Origin of the sequence: Alloalcanivorax balearicus MACL04, assembly GCF_025532145.1 — a bacterium.
In the GTDB taxonomy this organism is placed as follows: Bacteria; Pseudomonadota; Gammaproteobacteria; order Pseudomonadales; family Alcanivoracaceae; genus Alloalcanivorax; species Alloalcanivorax balearicus.
On the sequence record NZ_ARXS01000001.1, the window covers coordinates 271,688 to 287,203 of the forward strand.

A 15,516-nucleotide genomic window follows, 5' to 3' on the forward strand; every position below is an offset into this window, starting at 1 on the left:
AAAGGATCAGATATCCAGCACCAAACTGGCCGACTGGCTTGAAGAGCAGCAGATGATCATGGTGCCACGGCGGTCATGCTCTTCCGCCGAACATACCGTGTCCCGATGATCCGGGCGCCCTTCCAGCACTCTCACCTCGCAGGCCCCGCAAAGCCCTTGTTCACAGGAGTACATAACGTCGGCGCCAGCATCGCGCAGGGCGTCCAGAATGGTTTGCCCGGGAGCCACTTGCACCTGCGCACCGGAGCGCGCCAGTGTTACCTCGAACGCATTATTCGACGCAGCCGCGGCAGGGGCCGCCTGGAAACGCTCCATATGGATGCGGCGCTCCGCATTCAGCTCCTCTCCCAGCCGCTCCAGATGATCGAGCATACCCTGGGGGCCACAACAGTAAATCTCGGTTTGCCTGGATACTTCCCTGACCACTGCGGCAAATCGCCCGGAGCTCTCCTCTGGAGAAGCGGCGTAATACACCGTGACGTCGCTGCGATCGCTCAACACTTCCAGGAACAATCCGTGTTTTTCAGAACGGCACCAGTAATGCAGATGTACGGGCCGGCCGCTTGCGCGGACATGCTCATACATAGAATAGATCGGGGTAATGCCGATCCCCCCTGCCAACAGCAGCACCGGCGAGGTACCTGGCGCTACTTCGAACTGGTTGCGAGGGGGACTCAGATCAAATACCTGCCCTACCCGAGCACTGTCGTGCAGCCAGCGAGAACCACCCCGGCCGTGCTCCTCCCGCTTTACCGCGATAACGTAGCGCCGCTGTGAACACAGTGGTGTTATCAGCGAGTACTGCCGTAACACCCCACCCGGCAAACCAATATCCACATGCGCGCCGGCGGAGACCGGCGGCAAGGCTGCCGTTGTAATCGCCTCGAATTCATAGAAGATAATTTCGTCGGCGCCATAGCGAATGGTATCCAAACGAACCGGCAAGGTCCCAGTATCTTGAAAAACACGGGTATCAGACCGTGCCATACTGGACTCCCATCTTCTGCAGCCAGGAACGATACTTCATGCCGAGCAGGTCGGTACGGTGGTGGAGCTCCTGACGCAAATCGGTGGGAATACGTTCCGGACGCTGCGTGTCGACAATGTCACTGTCCTGCGCGTAAACCAAATCCTGGCGTTGACGCACTTCATCATCCGTCGGCATGGGGTTGAAGTTCATGGCGCAGCAAATCCGGACGATGCTTTCTGTCTCACTCACCTGTTGAGCGGTCAGATAAGTGCAGAAGCGATCATTGGGGTTCCCTTCATGGGCACGGTCCGGATCCGTGATCAAGACACGTTTTTTAAAATAGGCCACCAATGGACGCAAACATTTATAGGCATAGAAAGCGGTTACCGGCACATTACGTGGATCCCCATAAGGCTGGGTCACCTGCACTTCGGAAGAGGACAGACCGCCGTTCTCCTCCCAGACGTCGTAAGCTCCGATCGGATCAGGGTCATCCATCAGACCATTCACGCCCGCGTGCACGAAGGGAAAATGGGTGGGATCAATGAAGTTTTCCACCGCCCGATAGCCGGACTTGAAACGATAGGGGCCACACACCACTTTCTTGTAACCGTCATCGTTCCATTCGGGAAAGTCCGGTATATCGTGCTCCGGTTCGCCCAGGCTGGTCCAGATGAAGCCATAGGCTTCCTTGACGTGATGACTGATGGCCTTGGCCTTTTTCATCGGTGTTTCCCCCGGAGAAGCAGGGATCAAACGGCACTGTGCCGTGCCATCGTAGTTCCAGCCATGATAGGGACACACGACCCGGTCACTGGCGATAAACCCTTTGGAAAGCCGTGCCCCCCGGTGGATACACAGATCTTCCCAGACATGGGCCTGACCACTGGAATCACGCCAGATCACCAGATCCCGCTCGAACAGGGTGGAGGGTATCAGCTTGCCCTCCGTTACTTCATCGGAAGCGGCCACCACGTGCCAGTCATTCAACAACGCGGGCTCCAGGGTAAAGTCCTGCTGATTCAGCTGTTCTCTGCAGTTCATTGGTATCTTCCTCGATTACAGCGGCCGGATTAATACCTTTGAAAAGCAAGTTGTATGCCACCCTTTTGCAAGCCGCCTGCAACCTTGTCAGGCTTTTCCTGCATTAACCTAAGCCGTTGATTTTCGTGGTTATATTAGATGGATTTCGAATTTTTATTGCGATCATGAAAGTGCGGGGTCGGAGATAAGGCGTGCCACGGGGCAATGCATCTTTATGTGGTATGCCTCTCAATTGAGCATAACAAGACGATCACTATCATGCCCTTTCGACCGTTCTCCTTTCGCGCGGCGAACCCTGGTTGACAAGCCAAAGGGCACTGGTCTTTACTTCTTCTTATTCTCACCAGGTATTTCTCCACATTTTTTATGGGCAATTCCTCTAAGACATCCAGAAAAGCAGCCGCCACTCAACTGGCCACTGCGGTCGAACATTCCGCCCTGCTTGGCCGTCCGGGTTTTCTGATTCGCCGTCTGCACCAGATCCACTGCGGGCTGTTCCTGGACGAAACCCGGGAGCACAACATCACCCCGGTTCAGTACAGCCTGATGACCACGTTAAGTACCCATGGGGAGATGGATCAGAATAGCCTGGCCCATGAAATCGGCCTGGAACGCACCAGTGTGGCGGAGGTGATTCCCCGTTTGGAAGCCCGGGGTTTACTTAAACGCCGGCAGAGCGACGAAGACCGGCGCTTCAAGCTGGTCAAGCTGAGTCGCAAAGGGGTTTATTTGCTGAAGAAGATGGAGGCCGCCGTACAACGAGCCCACGATCGTACCATCGAGGCGATCCCGAAAGATCAGCGTGATGTCTTCATGCTGCAGTTGATCAGACTGGTGGAAGCCAACAACGAAAACGGCAGTGCGCCCTTCCGGTTGAACAAGGACGGCGACGGATAACCGCCGCGGTCCTCTCTCCACTCTGCCATGCCTAATGCCACGGTGTGCTACGAAGCCGCTGTAGGAGCTTGCCTGCAAGGGAATTCCTGAAACGAGGTCCGATTCGCTTGCAGGCAAGCTCCTACAGCGGCCTTGTAGCTACCTCCGAATCCCGCTTCCGACTTACTCCACCGTCACCGATTTCGCCAGGTTGCGGGGCTGGTCCACATCGGTACCCCGTAGCACCGCCACATGATAGCTGAGTAGTTGTAACGGCACGGTATAGACAATGGGAGCGATGATTTCCGGCACCGCCGGCAAATTCAGCACATGAATCCCTTCGCCGTCCTTCACATGGGCGTTCCTGTCAGCGAACAGGTACAGCTCCCCGCCCCGGGCACGCACTTCCTGCAGATTGGATTTCAGTTTCTCCAGCAGTTCGTCGTTGGGCGCCACTGCCACCACCGGCATGTCTTTATCCACCAACGCCAGCGGGCCATGCTTGAGTTCACCAGCCGGGTACGCTTCGGCGTGGATGTAGGAAATCTCCTTTAGCTTTAGCGCCCCTTCCAAGGCCACGGGGAACTGGACACCGCGTCCCAGAAACAGGGTGTGATGCTTTTCCACGAAGGCCCGGGAGAGCTGCTCGATCGGCTTGTCCAGAGAAGTGGCTTGTTCGATAAGGTTCGGCAGTTGGCGCAGCTCGTTGAGAATACTTTCGATTTTCTCGTCCGCCATGCCTTTGCGCCGGCCGAGCGCCATTACCAGCATCAACAAAGCGGTCAGCTGGGTGGTGAACGCCTTGGTGGAGGCCACGCCGATTTCCGGACCGGCCTTGGTCAGGAACACCAATTCGGATTCGCGTACCAGAGAGGAGCCGTCCACATTACAGATCGCCAGACGACCCACATAGTTGTTGGAGTCGGTATCACGCAAAGCCGCCAGGGTATCAGCGGTTTCTCCACTCTGGGAGATGGTGACGAACAGCGTGCCTTCCGGTACCACGTGCTGGCGATAACGGAATTCGCTGGCCACTTCCACCTGGCAGGGGATACCAGCAAGAGCTTCCAGCCAGTAACGAGCCACCATGCCGGCGTGGTAGCTGGTGCCGCAGGCAACGATCTGCACGGTACGCACCTGGTCGAAAATCGCGGTCGCCCGCTCTCCAAAAGCGTCGCTCACGCTTTGCGGCGAGTCGATGCGATCTTCCAGGGTGCGTTGGATGGCGGCCGGCTGCTCAAAGATTTCCTTCTGCATGTAATGCCGGTACTCGCCTTTTTCCGCATCCTCGTGGGCGCCGTCCAGCTCATGCACTTCGCGGTTCACTTCATTGCCGTCCGCGTCGAAGATGCGCACGCCTTCAAGTGTCACGTCCACCATGTCCCCTTCACCCAGGAACACGAAGCGATTGGTCACCGGCAACAGCGCCAGTTGATCGGATGCCACGTAGTTTTCGTCGATACCCAATCCCACCACTAACGGAGAGCCGGACCGGACCGCCACCAGACGATGGGGCTCCCGGGCATGGATTACGCCCAGGGCATAAGCGCCACGCAGCCGTCTGACCACGCTCTGCAAGGCGCGGAACAGATCACCAGTTTCCGCCATGGCACGATGGACCAGATGCACCACCACCTCGGTGTCGGTCTCGGAAGCAAACTGATAGCCTTCGCTTTCCAGTTCCTCGCGCAATTCCTGGAAGTTCTCGATGATGCCGTTATGCACCAGAGCCAGTTCCTCTCCGGACAGGTGCGGGTGGGCGTTTTTCTCGGAAGGGCGGCCATGAGTAGCCCAGCGGGTGTGCGCGATACCGGTGAAGCCGGCGGCACCGGTTTCACGGACCGCCTGCTCCAAACCGGCCACTTTTCCCTGCCGACGCACACGCTGCAGACCCTGATCATTGATCAAAGCCACACCGGCGCTGTCGTAACCCCGGTACTCCAGGCGTTTCAGGCCGGTGATCAAAATGTTGCTGACGTTGCGCTGAGCCACAGCTCCGACGATTCCGCACATAACGGTCTTACTCCTTCACTGATCCTGTTTTTTTACAGGACGCTGCCAATCCATAATGTTGCGCTGTTTACCACGCGCCACCGCCAGAGCGTTGTCTTCCACATCCCGGGTAATGGTGCTGCCCGCGCCAATGGTGGCATTCTCACCAATGGTGACCGGTGCGACCAGTGAAGAATTGGAACCGATGAAAGCGCCATCCTTCATGATCGTTTGGTATTTGTTAACGCCGTCATAATTACAGGTGATGGTTCCCGCGCCCACATTCACACCCTTGCCGATCCGGCTGTCGCCGATGTAGGTCAGGTGATTTACCTTCGACCCCTCGCCGATGGTTGCTTTCTTGGTCTCCACGAAATTGCCGACCTTCGCTTTGGCCGCCAATTCGGTGCCTGGACGCAGGCGGGCAAACGGCCCCACCTGGCAATGCTCGCCAACACGGGCACCATCGATGACAGAGTTGGCTTCAACCACGGTGTGAGCGCCGAGATGGGCATCCCGAATCAAACAATTGGGGCCGATGCACACGCCTGACTCGATGGTGACCTTGCCCTCCAGGACCACGTTGACATCCATCATCACGTCACCAGCCACCTGCACATCACCACGCACATCAAGACGGGCCGGATCCATCAGCGTGACGCCGGCGCGCATCAGCGCTTCGGCCTGATTCAGTTGATAGACCCGTTCCAGCCGAGCCAGTTGCACGCGATCATTGACGCCGTCCACTTCCCACGGGAAAGCGGGCTGGGCGGCTTCCACCGTCATTCCCTTTTCCACCGCCATGGCAATCAGGTCGGTCAGGTAATACTCGCCCTGAGCGTTGTTGTTGGACAACGCCGGCAGACTTTCCGCCAGAAACTCACGGGTACAGGCGAGGATACCGGTGTTGATCTCCGGGATGCGTTTCTCGTCTTCGCTGGCGTCTTTTTGCTCAACAATGCGCTGCACCTTACCGTCCTCGCCACGAACAATACGCCCGTAGCCGGAAGGGTCTTCCATGGTCAGGGTCATCAGCGCCAGGGTCCGGTCATTCACCCGGGCAACGAACTCCCGCAGGGTTTCCGGCCGGATCAGAGGAACGTCGCCGTAAAGGACCAGCACCACCTCCTCTTCCAGATAAGGCAATGCCTGGGCCACCGCGTGGCCGGTGCCGAGCTGTTCGGCCTGTTCCGCCCAGCGCAGGTTGGCCCCCCGCACCGCTTCGCGCACCTTCTCGCCACCGTGGCCATACACTACCACGGTATTCAACGGGCTGAGTGCCGCCGCCGCGTCGACAACATGCTGCACCATCGGCCGCCCGGCGATGCCGTGAAGCACTTTGGGGAGGGCGGACTTCATGCGGGTTCCTTTACCCGCGGCAAGGATCACTACCGCTAGGTTCATGTCTGTTCCGGGCTCCATAACGGGGTCGAAAGGGTGTCTATCCTATCCCTCGACTATTGCAAATAAAAAAAGGGCGGCACAAGGCCACCCTTTTTTACATCTCTTTGAAAATGGTGCCAACGCAAACGTTAGCGCTTCGCCATTTTCTTGATCTGCTCAATGGTCCGCAGGCGGGCGGAGGCCTCCGCCAGAACAGCGGCGGCACGCGTGTAATCCATTTCCGAGCTCTTGCCTTCCAGCGCTTCCTTGGCACGTTGTCGGGCTTGTTCCGCCTGGGCACCGTCCATATCCTGGGCGCGCTCGGCGGTGTCGGCCAGCACCGTCACCAGTTTCGGCTGGACTTCCAGGAAGCCACCGGATACGTAGAACACTTCTTCTTCGCCGTTTTGCAGTTTCACTCTTACCGGGCCCGGCTTGAGGCGGGTCAGCAACGGTGCGTGGCCGGGCAGAACACCCAGATCACCTTCGACACCCGCCGCTACCACCATCTCCACCAGACCGGAGAAGAGTTGCTTTTCGGCACTCACAATATCGCAATGCACGGTCATCGCCATTTCGGTTCCTCCCCGTGCAGGTTACTTGCCACCGCGTTTGTTGTAAGCCTCTACAACTTCATCGATGGACCCCTTCATGTAGAAGTCCTGCTCAGGGATATGGTCATAGTCGCCTTTCAGGATACCGGTAAAGGAGCGAATAGTATCCTTCAGGGACACATATTTACCCGGAGAACCGGTAAATACTTCCGCTACGAAGAACGGCTGAGACAGGAAGCGCTCGATCTTACGGGCCCGGGCCACGGTGAGCTTGTCTTCCTCGGACAGTTCGTCCATCCCGAGAATGGCAATGATGTCCTTGAGCTCCTTGTAGCGCTGCAGAACAGTCTGCACGCCACGGGCGGCTTCGTAGTGCTCGTGACCAATCACCAGCGGATCCAACTGACGAGAGGTGGAATCCAGCGGGTCGATCGCCGGGTAAATACCCTTGGAAGCGATGTCACGGCTAAGTACCACGGTGGCGTCCAAGTGGGCGAAGGTGGTGGCCGGAGACGGGTCGGTCAAGTCATCCGCGGGTACGTATACCGCCTGCACGGAGGTAATGGAACCGGTCTTGGTGGAGGTGATCCGTTCCTGCAGAACGCCCATCTCTTCCGCCAGCGTCGGCTGGTAACCCACCGCGGAAGGCATACGGCCCAGCAGAGCGGACACCTCGGTACCGGCCAGGGTGTAGCGGTAGATGTTGTCGACGAAGAACAACACGTCACGGCCTTCGTCCCGGAACTTCTCGGCCATGGTCAGACCAGTCAGTGCCACACGCAGCCGGTTACCCGGCGGCTCGTTCATCTGGCCGTAAACCAGGGACACTTTGTCGAGAACGTTGGAGTCCTTCATTTCGTGGTAGAAGTCGTTACCCTCACGGGTACGCTCCCCCACACCGGCGAACACGGAGAAACCGGAGTGCTCGATCGCGATGTTCCGGATCAGCTCCATCATGTTCACGGTCTTGCCCACCCCGGCGCCACCGAACAGGCCTACCTTACCGCCTTTGGCGAAGGGGCAAACCAGGTCGATAACCTTGATACCGGTTTCCAGCAGTTCGTTGGTGGCTGCCTGATCCGCATAAGTAGGTGCTTTACGGTGAATGGGCATACGCTCCTCTTCACCGATCGGGCCGGCCTCGTCGATGGGGCGTCCCAGCACGTCCATGATCCGGCCCAGGGTCTTGGTGCCGACCGGAACCTGAATCGCTTCTCCGGTATCGGTCACGGGCAGACCCCGTTTCAGACCTTCGGTGGAGCCCATGGCGATGGAGCGCACCACACCGTCGCCCAACTGCTGTTGAACTTCCAGCGTGGTTTCGGTGCCGTCCACGGTAAGCGCGTCATACACCTTGGGTACATTATCGCGCGGAAATTCGACGTCGATCACAGCACCGATGATCTGAACAATACGACCGCTACTCATGCTTGCATCCTCTTAAACTTGCGTTTTTCGCCGCGTTTACCGGTATTGTCGCCAACCCGTCAGACCGCGGCGGCACCACCAACGATTTCGGAAATTTCCTGCGTAATGGCTGCCTGGCGCGCCTTGTTGTACACCAGTTGCAGATCACGAATGATGTCACCAGCGTTATCACTGGCCGCCTTCATCGCCACCATCCGCGCCGCCTGTTCGCAGGCATTGTTCTCTACCACACCCTGGTATACCTGGGACTCGATGAACCGCACCAGCAGCTCATCCAGCAGCTCCTTGGGCGCCGGCTCGTAGATGTAGTCCCAATGGCGTTTGAGCTCTTCATCCTCGCCCTGCTCCAGCGGCAGCAACTGGATCTGCTTGGCCTGCTGCGTCATGGTGTTCACGAATTCGTTGTACACAATGTACAGACGGTCGATCTCACCTGACTCATAGGCCTCCAGCATGACCTTGATGGAGCCCACCAGGTCGTCCAGGTGCGGCGTATCGCCAAGACCGTTGACGGTGGCTTGCACGTCACCGCCCATGCTCTTGAAGAAACTGATGCCCTTGGAACCCACCAGGCAATAGCTTACCTTGGCACCTTGTTCCTGCCATTCACGAGCGCCCTGCACCACGTTCTTGAGCAGGTTCACGTTCAGACCACCGCACAGACCCCGATCGGAGGTCACCACGATATAGCCCACGCTTTTTACTTCCCGCTCTTGCAGGTAGCTGTGCCGGTATTCCAGATCAGCGTTGGCAAGATGCGCCACCACCTGACGAATGCGGGTGGCGTAGGGCTTGCTGGCAGCCATGCGGTCCTGCGCCTTGCGCATTTTGCTGGCCGCCACCATCTCCATCGCACGGGTGATCTTCTTCGTGCTCTGGACGCTAGAGATCTTGCCTTTGATCTCTTTACCGCTAGCCATAGGACTAATCCTTTTTTAGCGAATTACCAGGTTTGGGTGGCCTTGAACTGTTCGATGCCTTCTTTGATGCCGGCTTCGATTTCGTCGTTGTAGTCACCCTTCTCGTTGATTTTATCCATCAACGCTTTCTGTTCGCTGTTCATGTAGTCCAGCAGAGCCGCTTCAAAGGCGCCGATTTTGTCGACTTCCATACCGCTCAGGTAGCCTTCGTTGGCGGCGTACAGCACCACGCCCATTTCGGCGATTTGCATCGGGCTGTACTGGTTCTGTTTCATCAGCTCGGTAACCGCCTGACCATGCTCCAGCTGCTCACGAGTAGAGTCATCCAGGTCGGAAGCGAACTGGGCGAAGGCCGCCAGTTCACGATACTGAGCCAGTGCCAGACGGATACCGCCGCCCAGCTTCTTGATGATCTTGGTCTGGGCCGCGCCACCCACACGGGATACGGAGACACCCGCGTTCATCGCCGGACGAATACCGGAGTTGAACAGGTCGGTTTCCAGGAAGATCTGACCGTCGGTAATGGAGATCACGTTGGTCGGTACGAACGCGGAAACGTCGCCACCCTGGGTTTCGATGATCGGCAGCGCGGTCAAGGAACCGGTTTTGCCTTTCACTTCACCGTTGGTGAACTTCTCCACGTATTCTTCGTTTACCTTGGCGGCGCGCTCCAGCAGACGGGAGTGCAGGTAGAACACGTCACCAGGATAAGCTTCACGACCCGGCGGACGACGCAGCAGCAGGGAAATCTGACGATAGGCCCAGGCTTGCTTGGTCAGGTCATCATAAACGATCAGGGCATCTTCACCGCGATCACGGAAGTACTCGCCCATGGTGCAACCGGCAAATGCCGCCAGGAACTGCATGGAGGCCGGATCAGAGGCGGAAGCCGCAACGATGATGGTGTTGTCCATGGCACCGTGCTCTTCCAGCTTGCGCACCACGTTAGCGATGGTGGACTGCTTCTGGCCGATGGCGACGTAGACACACTTAATGCCGGAGTCTCTCTGGTTGATGATGGCATCAACCGCAACCGCCGTCTTACCAATCTGGCGGTCACCGATGATCAGCTCACGCTGACCACGGCCGATCGGCACCATGGCATCGATGGATTTGTAACCGGTCTGGACAGGCTCGTTCACCTCACGACGCCAGATAACGCCGGGCGCTACCTTTTCGACCGCGTCGGTTTGCTTGGCGTCGATCGGGCCTTTGCCGTCGATGGGGTTACCCAGGGCATCTACTACACGACCCAGCAGTTCCGGGCCGGTGGGCACTTCCAGAATACGACCGGTACAACGTACCTTTTGACCTTCGGCCAGACCCAGGTAATCACCCAGGACCACGGCACCGACAGAGTCCTGCTCAAGGTTAAGGGCCATGCCGTAGATGCCGCCTTCAAACTCGATCATCTCGCCGAACATCACGTCGGCCAGACCATGAATGCGCACAATACCATCGGATACGGATACCACCGTACCTTCGTTGCGTGCCTCGGTGGAGGTATCAAGTTTTTCAATGCGGGACTTGATAATCTCGCTGATTTCGGACGGGTTGAGTTGCTGCATCTCTAGTCCCTCAAACTCAAGAGTTCAGTTGCTCTGCCAGACGGTTCAGTCGGCCACGCACACTGCCATCAATTACGGTATCACCGGCTCGAACCAGCACGCCGCCGATCAGGGCGGGGTCCACGGAAGTGCTGATTTTCACTTCGCCGCCGAGACGTCTTTTCAGAGCATCGACCAGTCGGCTGATATCGGCGTCTTCCATCTCGTAAGCGGAGATGAGTTCCACATCCGTGAACGCTTGCTGTTCGGCCAGCAGTTCGTGGAATAACGCCAAAATCAGCGGCAGAAGCGACAGGCGCTTGTAGCGCGCCAGTTGGGCAATGAAATTACGGCCGCTCTCGTCCAACACATCGCCGCAAACCTGGGCAAAAGCGTCGACTTTAGCGGCGTCGTCCAGTTGGGGCCGATCCAGAAAGGCGCGCATGGTGGCGTCCTGCGCCACAGCCGCCATCGTGGTCAGCATCTGTTCCCACTTGTCCAGGACCCCTGCTTCCTTAGCGTACAAAAAAGCCGCTTTGGCGTAGGGGCGTGCGATGGTGGTCAATTCAGCCATGGGTTACCCGTTTACTCAGAGTTCAGCCGCCAACTGGTCCAGAAGCTGCTTGTGAGTGTCGCGGTTGATTTCGCCACCGAGTACTTTCTCGGCACCGCTCAACGTCAGTGCGGACACTTCCTTACGCAGCTGCTCGCGAGCCTGATTGACTTCCTGTTCAATCTCAGACTGGGCTTTGGCAATCAGACGCTCACCTTCGGTGCGGGCCTGATCTTTCGCTTCTTCCACAATCTGATTTGCTCGGCGGTTGGCCTGCTCAATGATTTCGGCCGCTTTCTCTTTTGCTTCCTTGAGATTAGCCGTCGCTTTTTCCTGGGCCAGTTCCAGATCACGCTCAGCGCGATCAGCGGCACTCAGGCCTTCGGCGATCTTCTGTTTTCGTTCTTCCAGCGCCCGCGAAATGGGCGGCCAGACGAACTTCATGCAGAAGGCGACGAACAGAGCGAACCAGATGGCCTGGCCGATCAGTGTCAGGTTGATATTCATTGCGCCTCCTTAAATCGGGTGCGGCAGCAATCGATTTAAGCCGCAAACATCAGATACATACCCAGTACCACAGCGATAATCGGCACGGCGTCCAACAGACCAGCAATGATGAACATGCGGGTTTGCAGCATCGGTCCCAGCTCGGGTTGACGCGCAACGGATTCCAGGAACCGACCGCCCATCAGACCAAAGCCGATACCGGCGCCCAGTGCGGCCAGACCAGCCATGATGCCAGCAGCGAGAAGGTTGATATCTTCCATCATTACACTCCCGTTAAGTGCTTTTCAGTTAAGGTAAAAACAGTGCTTAGTGCTCTTCGGTTGCCATGCTCAGATAAACGATGGTCAACACCATGAAGATGAAGGCCTGCAGCGTGATAACCAGAATATGGAACACCGCCCAGGGCCAGGCACCCACCGCCTGCCAGGTACCCAGCATGGCGGCGGCAAGAATAAAGACGAACTCACCAGCGTACATGTTGCCGAACAGCCGCATGCCCAGAGAGACCGGTTTGGCCAGCAGGGATACCGTTTCCAATACCAGGTTGATCGGAATCAGAATCACCATGGCCAGTTTGTTCGGAGCGTTGAAGGGCTGCAGGGCCAATTCACCGATGAAACCACCGATGCCCTTCGACCTCAGGCTGTAGAAAATAATCAGGAAGAACACCGTGATCGACATGGACAGAGTGATGTTCGGGTCCGTGGTCGGCACGATTTTGAAGTAGGCTTGATGCGCGTCCCAGCCGGCGAAGGTCACCATGACCCATTCGAAGGTCTTGGGAACAAAATCCACCGGAATCAGGTCCATCAGGTTCATCAGGAAGACCCAGCAAAAGATCACCAGGGACAGTGGGGCGATCAATTTGCTCTTGCCGTGGAACGAGTCACGTACCTGGGTGTCGATGAAACCGATGATGACTTCGACGAAATTCATGAAGCCGGACGGTACGCCGGCGCTGGCTTTGCGAGCACCCAGCCAGAACAGGAAACACATCAGAATGCCGAGACCGCCAGACCAGGCCAGGGAATCCACATGGAACGCCATGAAGCCCATATCAACGGCTTCCTGGCCATTACAGGCGAAGGTCCAGGTGGATTCGGTCAGCGTTTGTTCATGACCATGGCAGGTACGTTCGTAGCCGGCGGGCAATTGGCCATAGGTGAGGTTGCCCAAATGGTGCTTGATATACTCGCCGGTGGAGCTCGCTGCCATATCGATACCTACCCAGTCGTCAGTCTAGTCGTCTTGCCCGTCCCGCTCCGCTCCAAGGCGGCGATCCAGGCGCATCACCTGAATCCATCCGACAATCTGCGTCAGCAGAAACCCCAGAAGCAGGACCGTTACATTCCTGAACTCGCGCGAAAGCCGCACTTCGGCGAAGGTCAGCCCGAAGAGCGCGAGCATTATCAAAACTTTTCCGGCTTCGCCCCGAATGGCGGCACCCGCCATACGATCGGGCTTGATGTTGCCCGGGTGAAGCCATACCTGGTAGCCACCCCAGGCGTATGCGATCAGGCTGATGGCCGAGCCCCAGGCTGCAAACAAGCCCGCGGTGGCATCCGCCAGCACCGTGCTCAGTATGGCGACAATCACCAAAGTGATGATTTGGGCGCGCATCAAGCCCCAGAACAGTGTTCTGCGGGCTCGTAAGTCGAAGCTGGTCACCGTGCTCCCGTGTTTGGCTACTGGTGAAAAATGCTATTCACCAGGCGAAGGTCGCGGGTACCCCCTGATCTTGGCGCGGGAAGTATATGGGGAAGGTTATCCGGTATCAACCGGCTGAGCGCGATAGTTTGGCCCAATTTGATAAAAAAGAGCCCCAAAAACAGACGGTTGCTCTTTCGTATACAAATAGGCTTTATTCGTATCCACCCAGGACCGTTAGAGCGTCCTCCTTTTTCCGACAAACGTCAAGTTACTTGATGTGGGACAGAATGCCGTCGAGTTCATCCAGATTATTGTAGCTGATCACCAGCTTGCCTTTTCCTCCCGAGCCCTGCTGGATTTGCACCGGTGCGCCGAGACGATCGGACAGATCGGTAATCAGGGAACGAACATTGGGGTCTTCCCTTTTCGGCGCCGATTTGGCTGGCTTCTGCTTCTCGAACTCCCGCACCAGCACCTCGGTCTGACGCACGGAGAGCCCCTTGGCCACCACCACTCGGGCCGCTTCCACCTGCTTGTCCCCTGCGAGCGCCAACAAGGCCCGGGCGTGCCCCATTTCCAGGTCACCGTGCTCAAGCAGCTTCTTCACATCCGCTTCCAGCGTCATCAGACGCAGCAGGTTGGTAACCATGGCACGGGATTTACCCACGGCATCCGCCACCTGCTGATGAGTCAGACCAAATTCATCCTTGAGCCGCGACAATGCCAGCGCCTCTTCCATCGGATTGAGATTTTCCCGCTGGATGTTCTCGATCAGCGACATGGCGATGGCGGCTTCATCCGGCACCTCACGGATCACCGCGGGAATGGAGTCCAGCTCCGCCATTTGCGCGGCACGCCAGCGGCGCTCACCGGCAATGATCTCGTAACGATTCTCACCCAGCGGGCGCACCACGATAGGCTGCATCACGCCCTGGGCCCGGATCGACTCCGCCAGCTCCTCGAGAGCGTCGGCGGACATGTCCTTGCGCGGCTGGTAACGGCCACGCTGCATGAATTCCACCGGCAGGTGGCGCAGCTCCCCATCCCGAGGCGGGCGTTGTTCCTGAGCAGGCTCCGCCGGGCTGGCCGCGGCGCCGACGGCGACTTCTTCCTGATGTTGCTGATAGCTCGCACTGGTGCTGAGCAGGGCATCGAGTCCTTTGCTGAGACCGCGTTTACGCTTTGCCGCCATGATTCAAACTCGCTCATGTTCGGTTGCGGTGGCGCTTCGCCACCGGAGGTTATTGCCCGACGTCACTGCCTTCACGGCGTCTCGGGGGGCTGCTGGGAGGGCGCTGTCGATGCCACCGCCTGCTCGCGCCGCAGGATTTCACCGGCCAGCGCCAGATAGCTTACCGCACCCCGGGATTTGGGGTCATAGGTGATCACCGGCGCGCCGTGGCTGGGTGCCTCCGCCAAACGCACATTGCGTGGAATGATGGTGCGATAAACCTTGTCGCCAAAGTGACTGATCAGCTGGTTGGAAACGTCGTTGGAGAGACTGTTGCGCGGGTCATACATGGTCCGCAACAGGCCGCCGATATGCAGCTTCGGATTCAGTACCGAGCGGATCTTCTCGATGGTGTTCATCAACGAAGTCAGCCCTTCCAGCGCATAGTACTCGCACTGGATCGGCACAATCACCGAGTCCGCCGCCGCCAGGGAATTCACGGTCAGCATATTCAACGACGGCGGGCAGTCGACAATGATGTAGTCGTAGCGGTCACGGATTCCGACCAGGGCATCACGCAGCCGGTACTCCTTGCTGTCCAGTTGCAGCAATTGCACTTCCGCGGCGGTCAGATCACCGTTGGCGGCCACCAGATCAAAACCGGACTCTTCCGGCGTGATCACGATCGCCTCGGCCATATCGGCCTCGCCGAGCAGCACATCCAATATGGTGTATTCCGGTTCGTGCTTGTCGACACCGGCGCCACTGGTGGCGTTCCCCTGCGGGTCGATATCCACCAGCAGCACCTTCTTGCGGGTAGCCGCCAACGACGCCGCCAGATTGACGCTACTGGTGGTCTTGCCGACCCCGCCCTTTTGGTTGGCAATGGCAAAAACGGTGGTCACGACGCTCCCTCTCATT

General features: G+C 57.9%; 16 protein-coding genes. 1 reads left to right on the forward strand and 15 read right to left on the reverse strand.

The window, feature by feature from the left end:
- Positions 1–6: 6 nt before the first annotated feature.
- Together MA04_RS01270 and MA04_RS01275 are read right to left on the reverse strand one after the other, a co-directional pair.
- Positions 7–987, reverse strand: a complete 981-nt coding sequence (locus MA04_RS01270) for a PDR/VanB family oxidoreductase (RefSeq protein ID WP_262459189.1) — start codon at positions 985–987, stop codon at positions 7–9.
- Positions 974–2,014: an aromatic ring-hydroxylating oxygenase subunit alpha gene (locus MA04_RS01275; protein WP_262459190.1), complete on the reverse strand. Its 1,041-nt coding sequence runs from the start codon at positions 2,012–2,014 to the stop codon at positions 974–976. The genes MA04_RS01270 and MA04_RS01275 overlap by 14 nt, the downstream gene beginning before the upstream one ends.
- A gap of 366 nt (positions 2,015–2,380) precedes the next feature.
- Between MA04_RS01275 and MA04_RS01280 the strand changes: the two genes are divergently transcribed.
- Positions 2,381–2,911, forward strand: coding sequence for a MarR family winged helix-turn-helix transcriptional regulator (locus tag MA04_RS01280; protein WP_240342712.1), 531 nt, complete (start codon positions 2,381–2,383; stop codon positions 2,909–2,911).
- 162 nt (positions 2,912–3,073) lie between these two features.
- On the opposite strand, the gene glmS is transcribed toward MA04_RS01280, so the two are convergent.
- The 13 genes from glmS to MA04_RS01345 form a co-directional block, all read right to left on the reverse strand.
- Complete coding sequence (glmS, locus tag MA04_RS01285; RefSeq protein ID WP_262459191.1) at positions 3,074–4,903, reverse strand: glutamine--fructose-6-phosphate transaminase (isomerizing); 1,830 nt, start codon at positions 4,901–4,903, stop codon at positions 3,074–3,076.
- Positions 4,904–4,918: 15 nt separating this feature from the next.
- Entirely contained in the window at positions 4,919–6,286 is a 1,368-nt protein-coding gene (gene glmU / locus MA04_RS01290) for a bifunctional UDP-N-acetylglucosamine diphosphorylase/glucosamine-1-phosphate N-acetyltransferase GlmU (RefSeq protein WP_262459192.1), read from the reverse strand.
- A 128-nt stretch (positions 6,287–6,414) separates the two neighbouring features.
- On the reverse strand, positions 6,415–6,840 hold the full coding sequence (locus MA04_RS01295; protein WP_163124900.1) for a F0F1 ATP synthase subunit epsilon: 426 nt from the start codon (positions 6,838–6,840) through the stop codon (positions 6,415–6,417).
- Positions 6,841–6,861: 21 nt separating this feature from the next.
- Positions 6,862–8,247: a F0F1 ATP synthase subunit beta gene (gene atpD / locus MA04_RS01300; RefSeq protein WP_014996727.1), complete on the reverse strand. Its 1,386-nt coding sequence runs from the start codon at positions 8,245–8,247 to the stop codon at positions 6,862–6,864.
- Between the two features lie 59 nt (positions 8,248–8,306).
- Positions 8,307–9,167 (reverse strand): F0F1 ATP synthase subunit gamma, encoded by an 861-nt coding sequence (gene atpG, locus MA04_RS01305; RefSeq protein WP_014996728.1) that lies wholly within the window; start codon positions 9,165–9,167, stop codon positions 8,307–8,309.
- Positions 9,168–9,190: 23 nt separating this feature from the next.
- A complete protein-coding gene (gene atpA / locus MA04_RS01310) occupies positions 9,191–10,735 on the reverse strand; it encodes a F0F1 ATP synthase subunit alpha (protein WP_262459193.1) in 1,545 nt (514 codons plus the stop codon).
- Between the two features lie 16 nt (positions 10,736–10,751).
- Positions 10,752–11,288: a F0F1 ATP synthase subunit delta gene (locus tag MA04_RS01315; RefSeq protein ID WP_022997366.1), complete on the reverse strand. Its 537-nt coding sequence runs from the start codon at positions 11,286–11,288 to the stop codon at positions 10,752–10,754.
- A 15-nt stretch (positions 11,289–11,303) separates the two neighbouring features.
- Positions 11,304–11,774, reverse strand: a complete 471-nt coding sequence (locus tag MA04_RS01320) for a F0F1 ATP synthase subunit B (protein WP_163124894.1) — start codon at positions 11,772–11,774, stop codon at positions 11,304–11,306.
- 35 nt (positions 11,775–11,809) lie between these two features.
- Positions 11,810–12,037 carry a F0F1 ATP synthase subunit C gene (gene atpE, locus MA04_RS01325; protein WP_014996732.1) on the reverse strand — a complete coding sequence of 76 codons (228 nt, stop codon included), beginning with the start codon at positions 12,035–12,037 and terminating at the stop codon, positions 11,810–11,812.
- Positions 12,038–12,080: 43 nt separating this feature from the next.
- Positions 12,081–12,989: a F0F1 ATP synthase subunit A gene (gene atpB / locus MA04_RS01330; RefSeq protein WP_014996733.1), complete on the reverse strand. Its 909-nt coding sequence runs from the start codon at positions 12,987–12,989 to the stop codon at positions 12,081–12,083.
- A gap of 24 nt (positions 12,990–13,013) precedes the next feature.
- Entirely contained in the window at positions 13,014–13,442 is a 429-nt protein-coding gene (locus tag MA04_RS01335; RefSeq protein ID WP_014996734.1) for an ATP synthase subunit I, read from the reverse strand.
- Positions 13,443–13,692: 250 nt separating this feature from the next.
- Positions 13,693–14,616, reverse strand: coding sequence for a ParB/RepB/Spo0J family partition protein (locus MA04_RS01340; protein WP_262459194.1), 924 nt, complete (start codon positions 14,614–14,616; stop codon positions 13,693–13,695).
- A 71-nt stretch (positions 14,617–14,687) separates the two neighbouring features.
- Positions 14,688–15,500 (reverse strand): ParA family protein, encoded by an 813-nt coding sequence (locus MA04_RS01345; RefSeq protein ID WP_163124890.1) that lies wholly within the window; start codon positions 15,498–15,500, stop codon positions 14,688–14,690.
- Positions 15,501–15,516 lie beyond the last annotated feature (16 nt).

What these genes read in the sequence shown, in the direction of transcription:
- MA04_RS01280 (WP_240342712.1), top strand. Translation starts at nt 2,381, where the DNA reads ATGGGCAATTCCTCTAAGACATCCAGAAAAGCAGCCGCCACTCAACTG.
- MA04_RS01275 (WP_262459190.1), bottom strand. Translation starts at nt 2,014, where the DNA reads ATGAACTGCAGAGAACAGCTGAATCAGCAGGACTTTACCCTGGAGCCC.
- atpG (WP_014996728.1), bottom strand. Translation starts at nt 9,167, where the DNA reads ATGGCTAGCGGTAAAGAGATCAAAGGCAAGATCTCTAGCGTCCAGAGC.
- atpE (WP_014996732.1), bottom strand. Translation starts at nt 12,037, where the DNA reads ATGATGGAAGATATCAACCTTCTCGCTGCTGGCATCATGGCTGGTCTG.
- MA04_RS01270 (WP_262459189.1), bottom strand. Translation starts at nt 987, where the DNA reads ATGGCACGGTCTGATACCCGTGTTTTTCAAGATACTGGGACCTTGCCG.
- glmS (WP_262459191.1), bottom strand. Translation starts at nt 4,903, where the DNA reads ATGTGCGGAATCGTCGGAGCTGTGGCTCAGCGCAACGTCAGCAACATT.
- MA04_RS01340 (WP_262459194.1), bottom strand. Translation starts at nt 14,616, where the DNA reads ATGGCGGCAAAGCGTAAACGCGGTCTCAGCAAAGGACTCGATGCCCTG.
- MA04_RS01320 (WP_163124894.1), bottom strand. Translation starts at nt 11,774, where the DNA reads ATGAATATCAACCTGACACTGATCGGCCAGGCCATCTGGTTCGCTCTG.
- atpA (WP_262459193.1), bottom strand. Translation starts at nt 10,735, where the DNA reads ATGCAGCAACTCAACCCGTCCGAAATCAGCGAGATTATCAAGTCCCGC.
- MA04_RS01295 (WP_163124900.1), bottom strand. Translation starts at nt 6,840, where the DNA reads ATGGCGATGACCGTGCATTGCGATATTGTGAGTGCCGAAAAGCAACTC.
- atpB (WP_014996733.1), bottom strand. Translation starts at nt 12,989, where the DNA reads ATGGCAGCGAGCTCCACCGGCGAGTATATCAAGCACCATTTGGGCAAC.
- atpD (WP_014996727.1), bottom strand. Translation starts at nt 8,247, where the DNA reads ATGAGTAGCGGTCGTATTGTTCAGATCATCGGTGCTGTGATCGACGTC.
- glmU (WP_262459192.1), bottom strand. Translation starts at nt 6,286, where the DNA reads ATGAACCTAGCGGTAGTGATCCTTGCCGCGGGTAAAGGAACCCGCATG.
- MA04_RS01315 (WP_022997366.1), bottom strand. Translation starts at nt 11,288, where the DNA reads ATGGCTGAATTGACCACCATCGCACGCCCCTACGCCAAAGCGGCTTTT.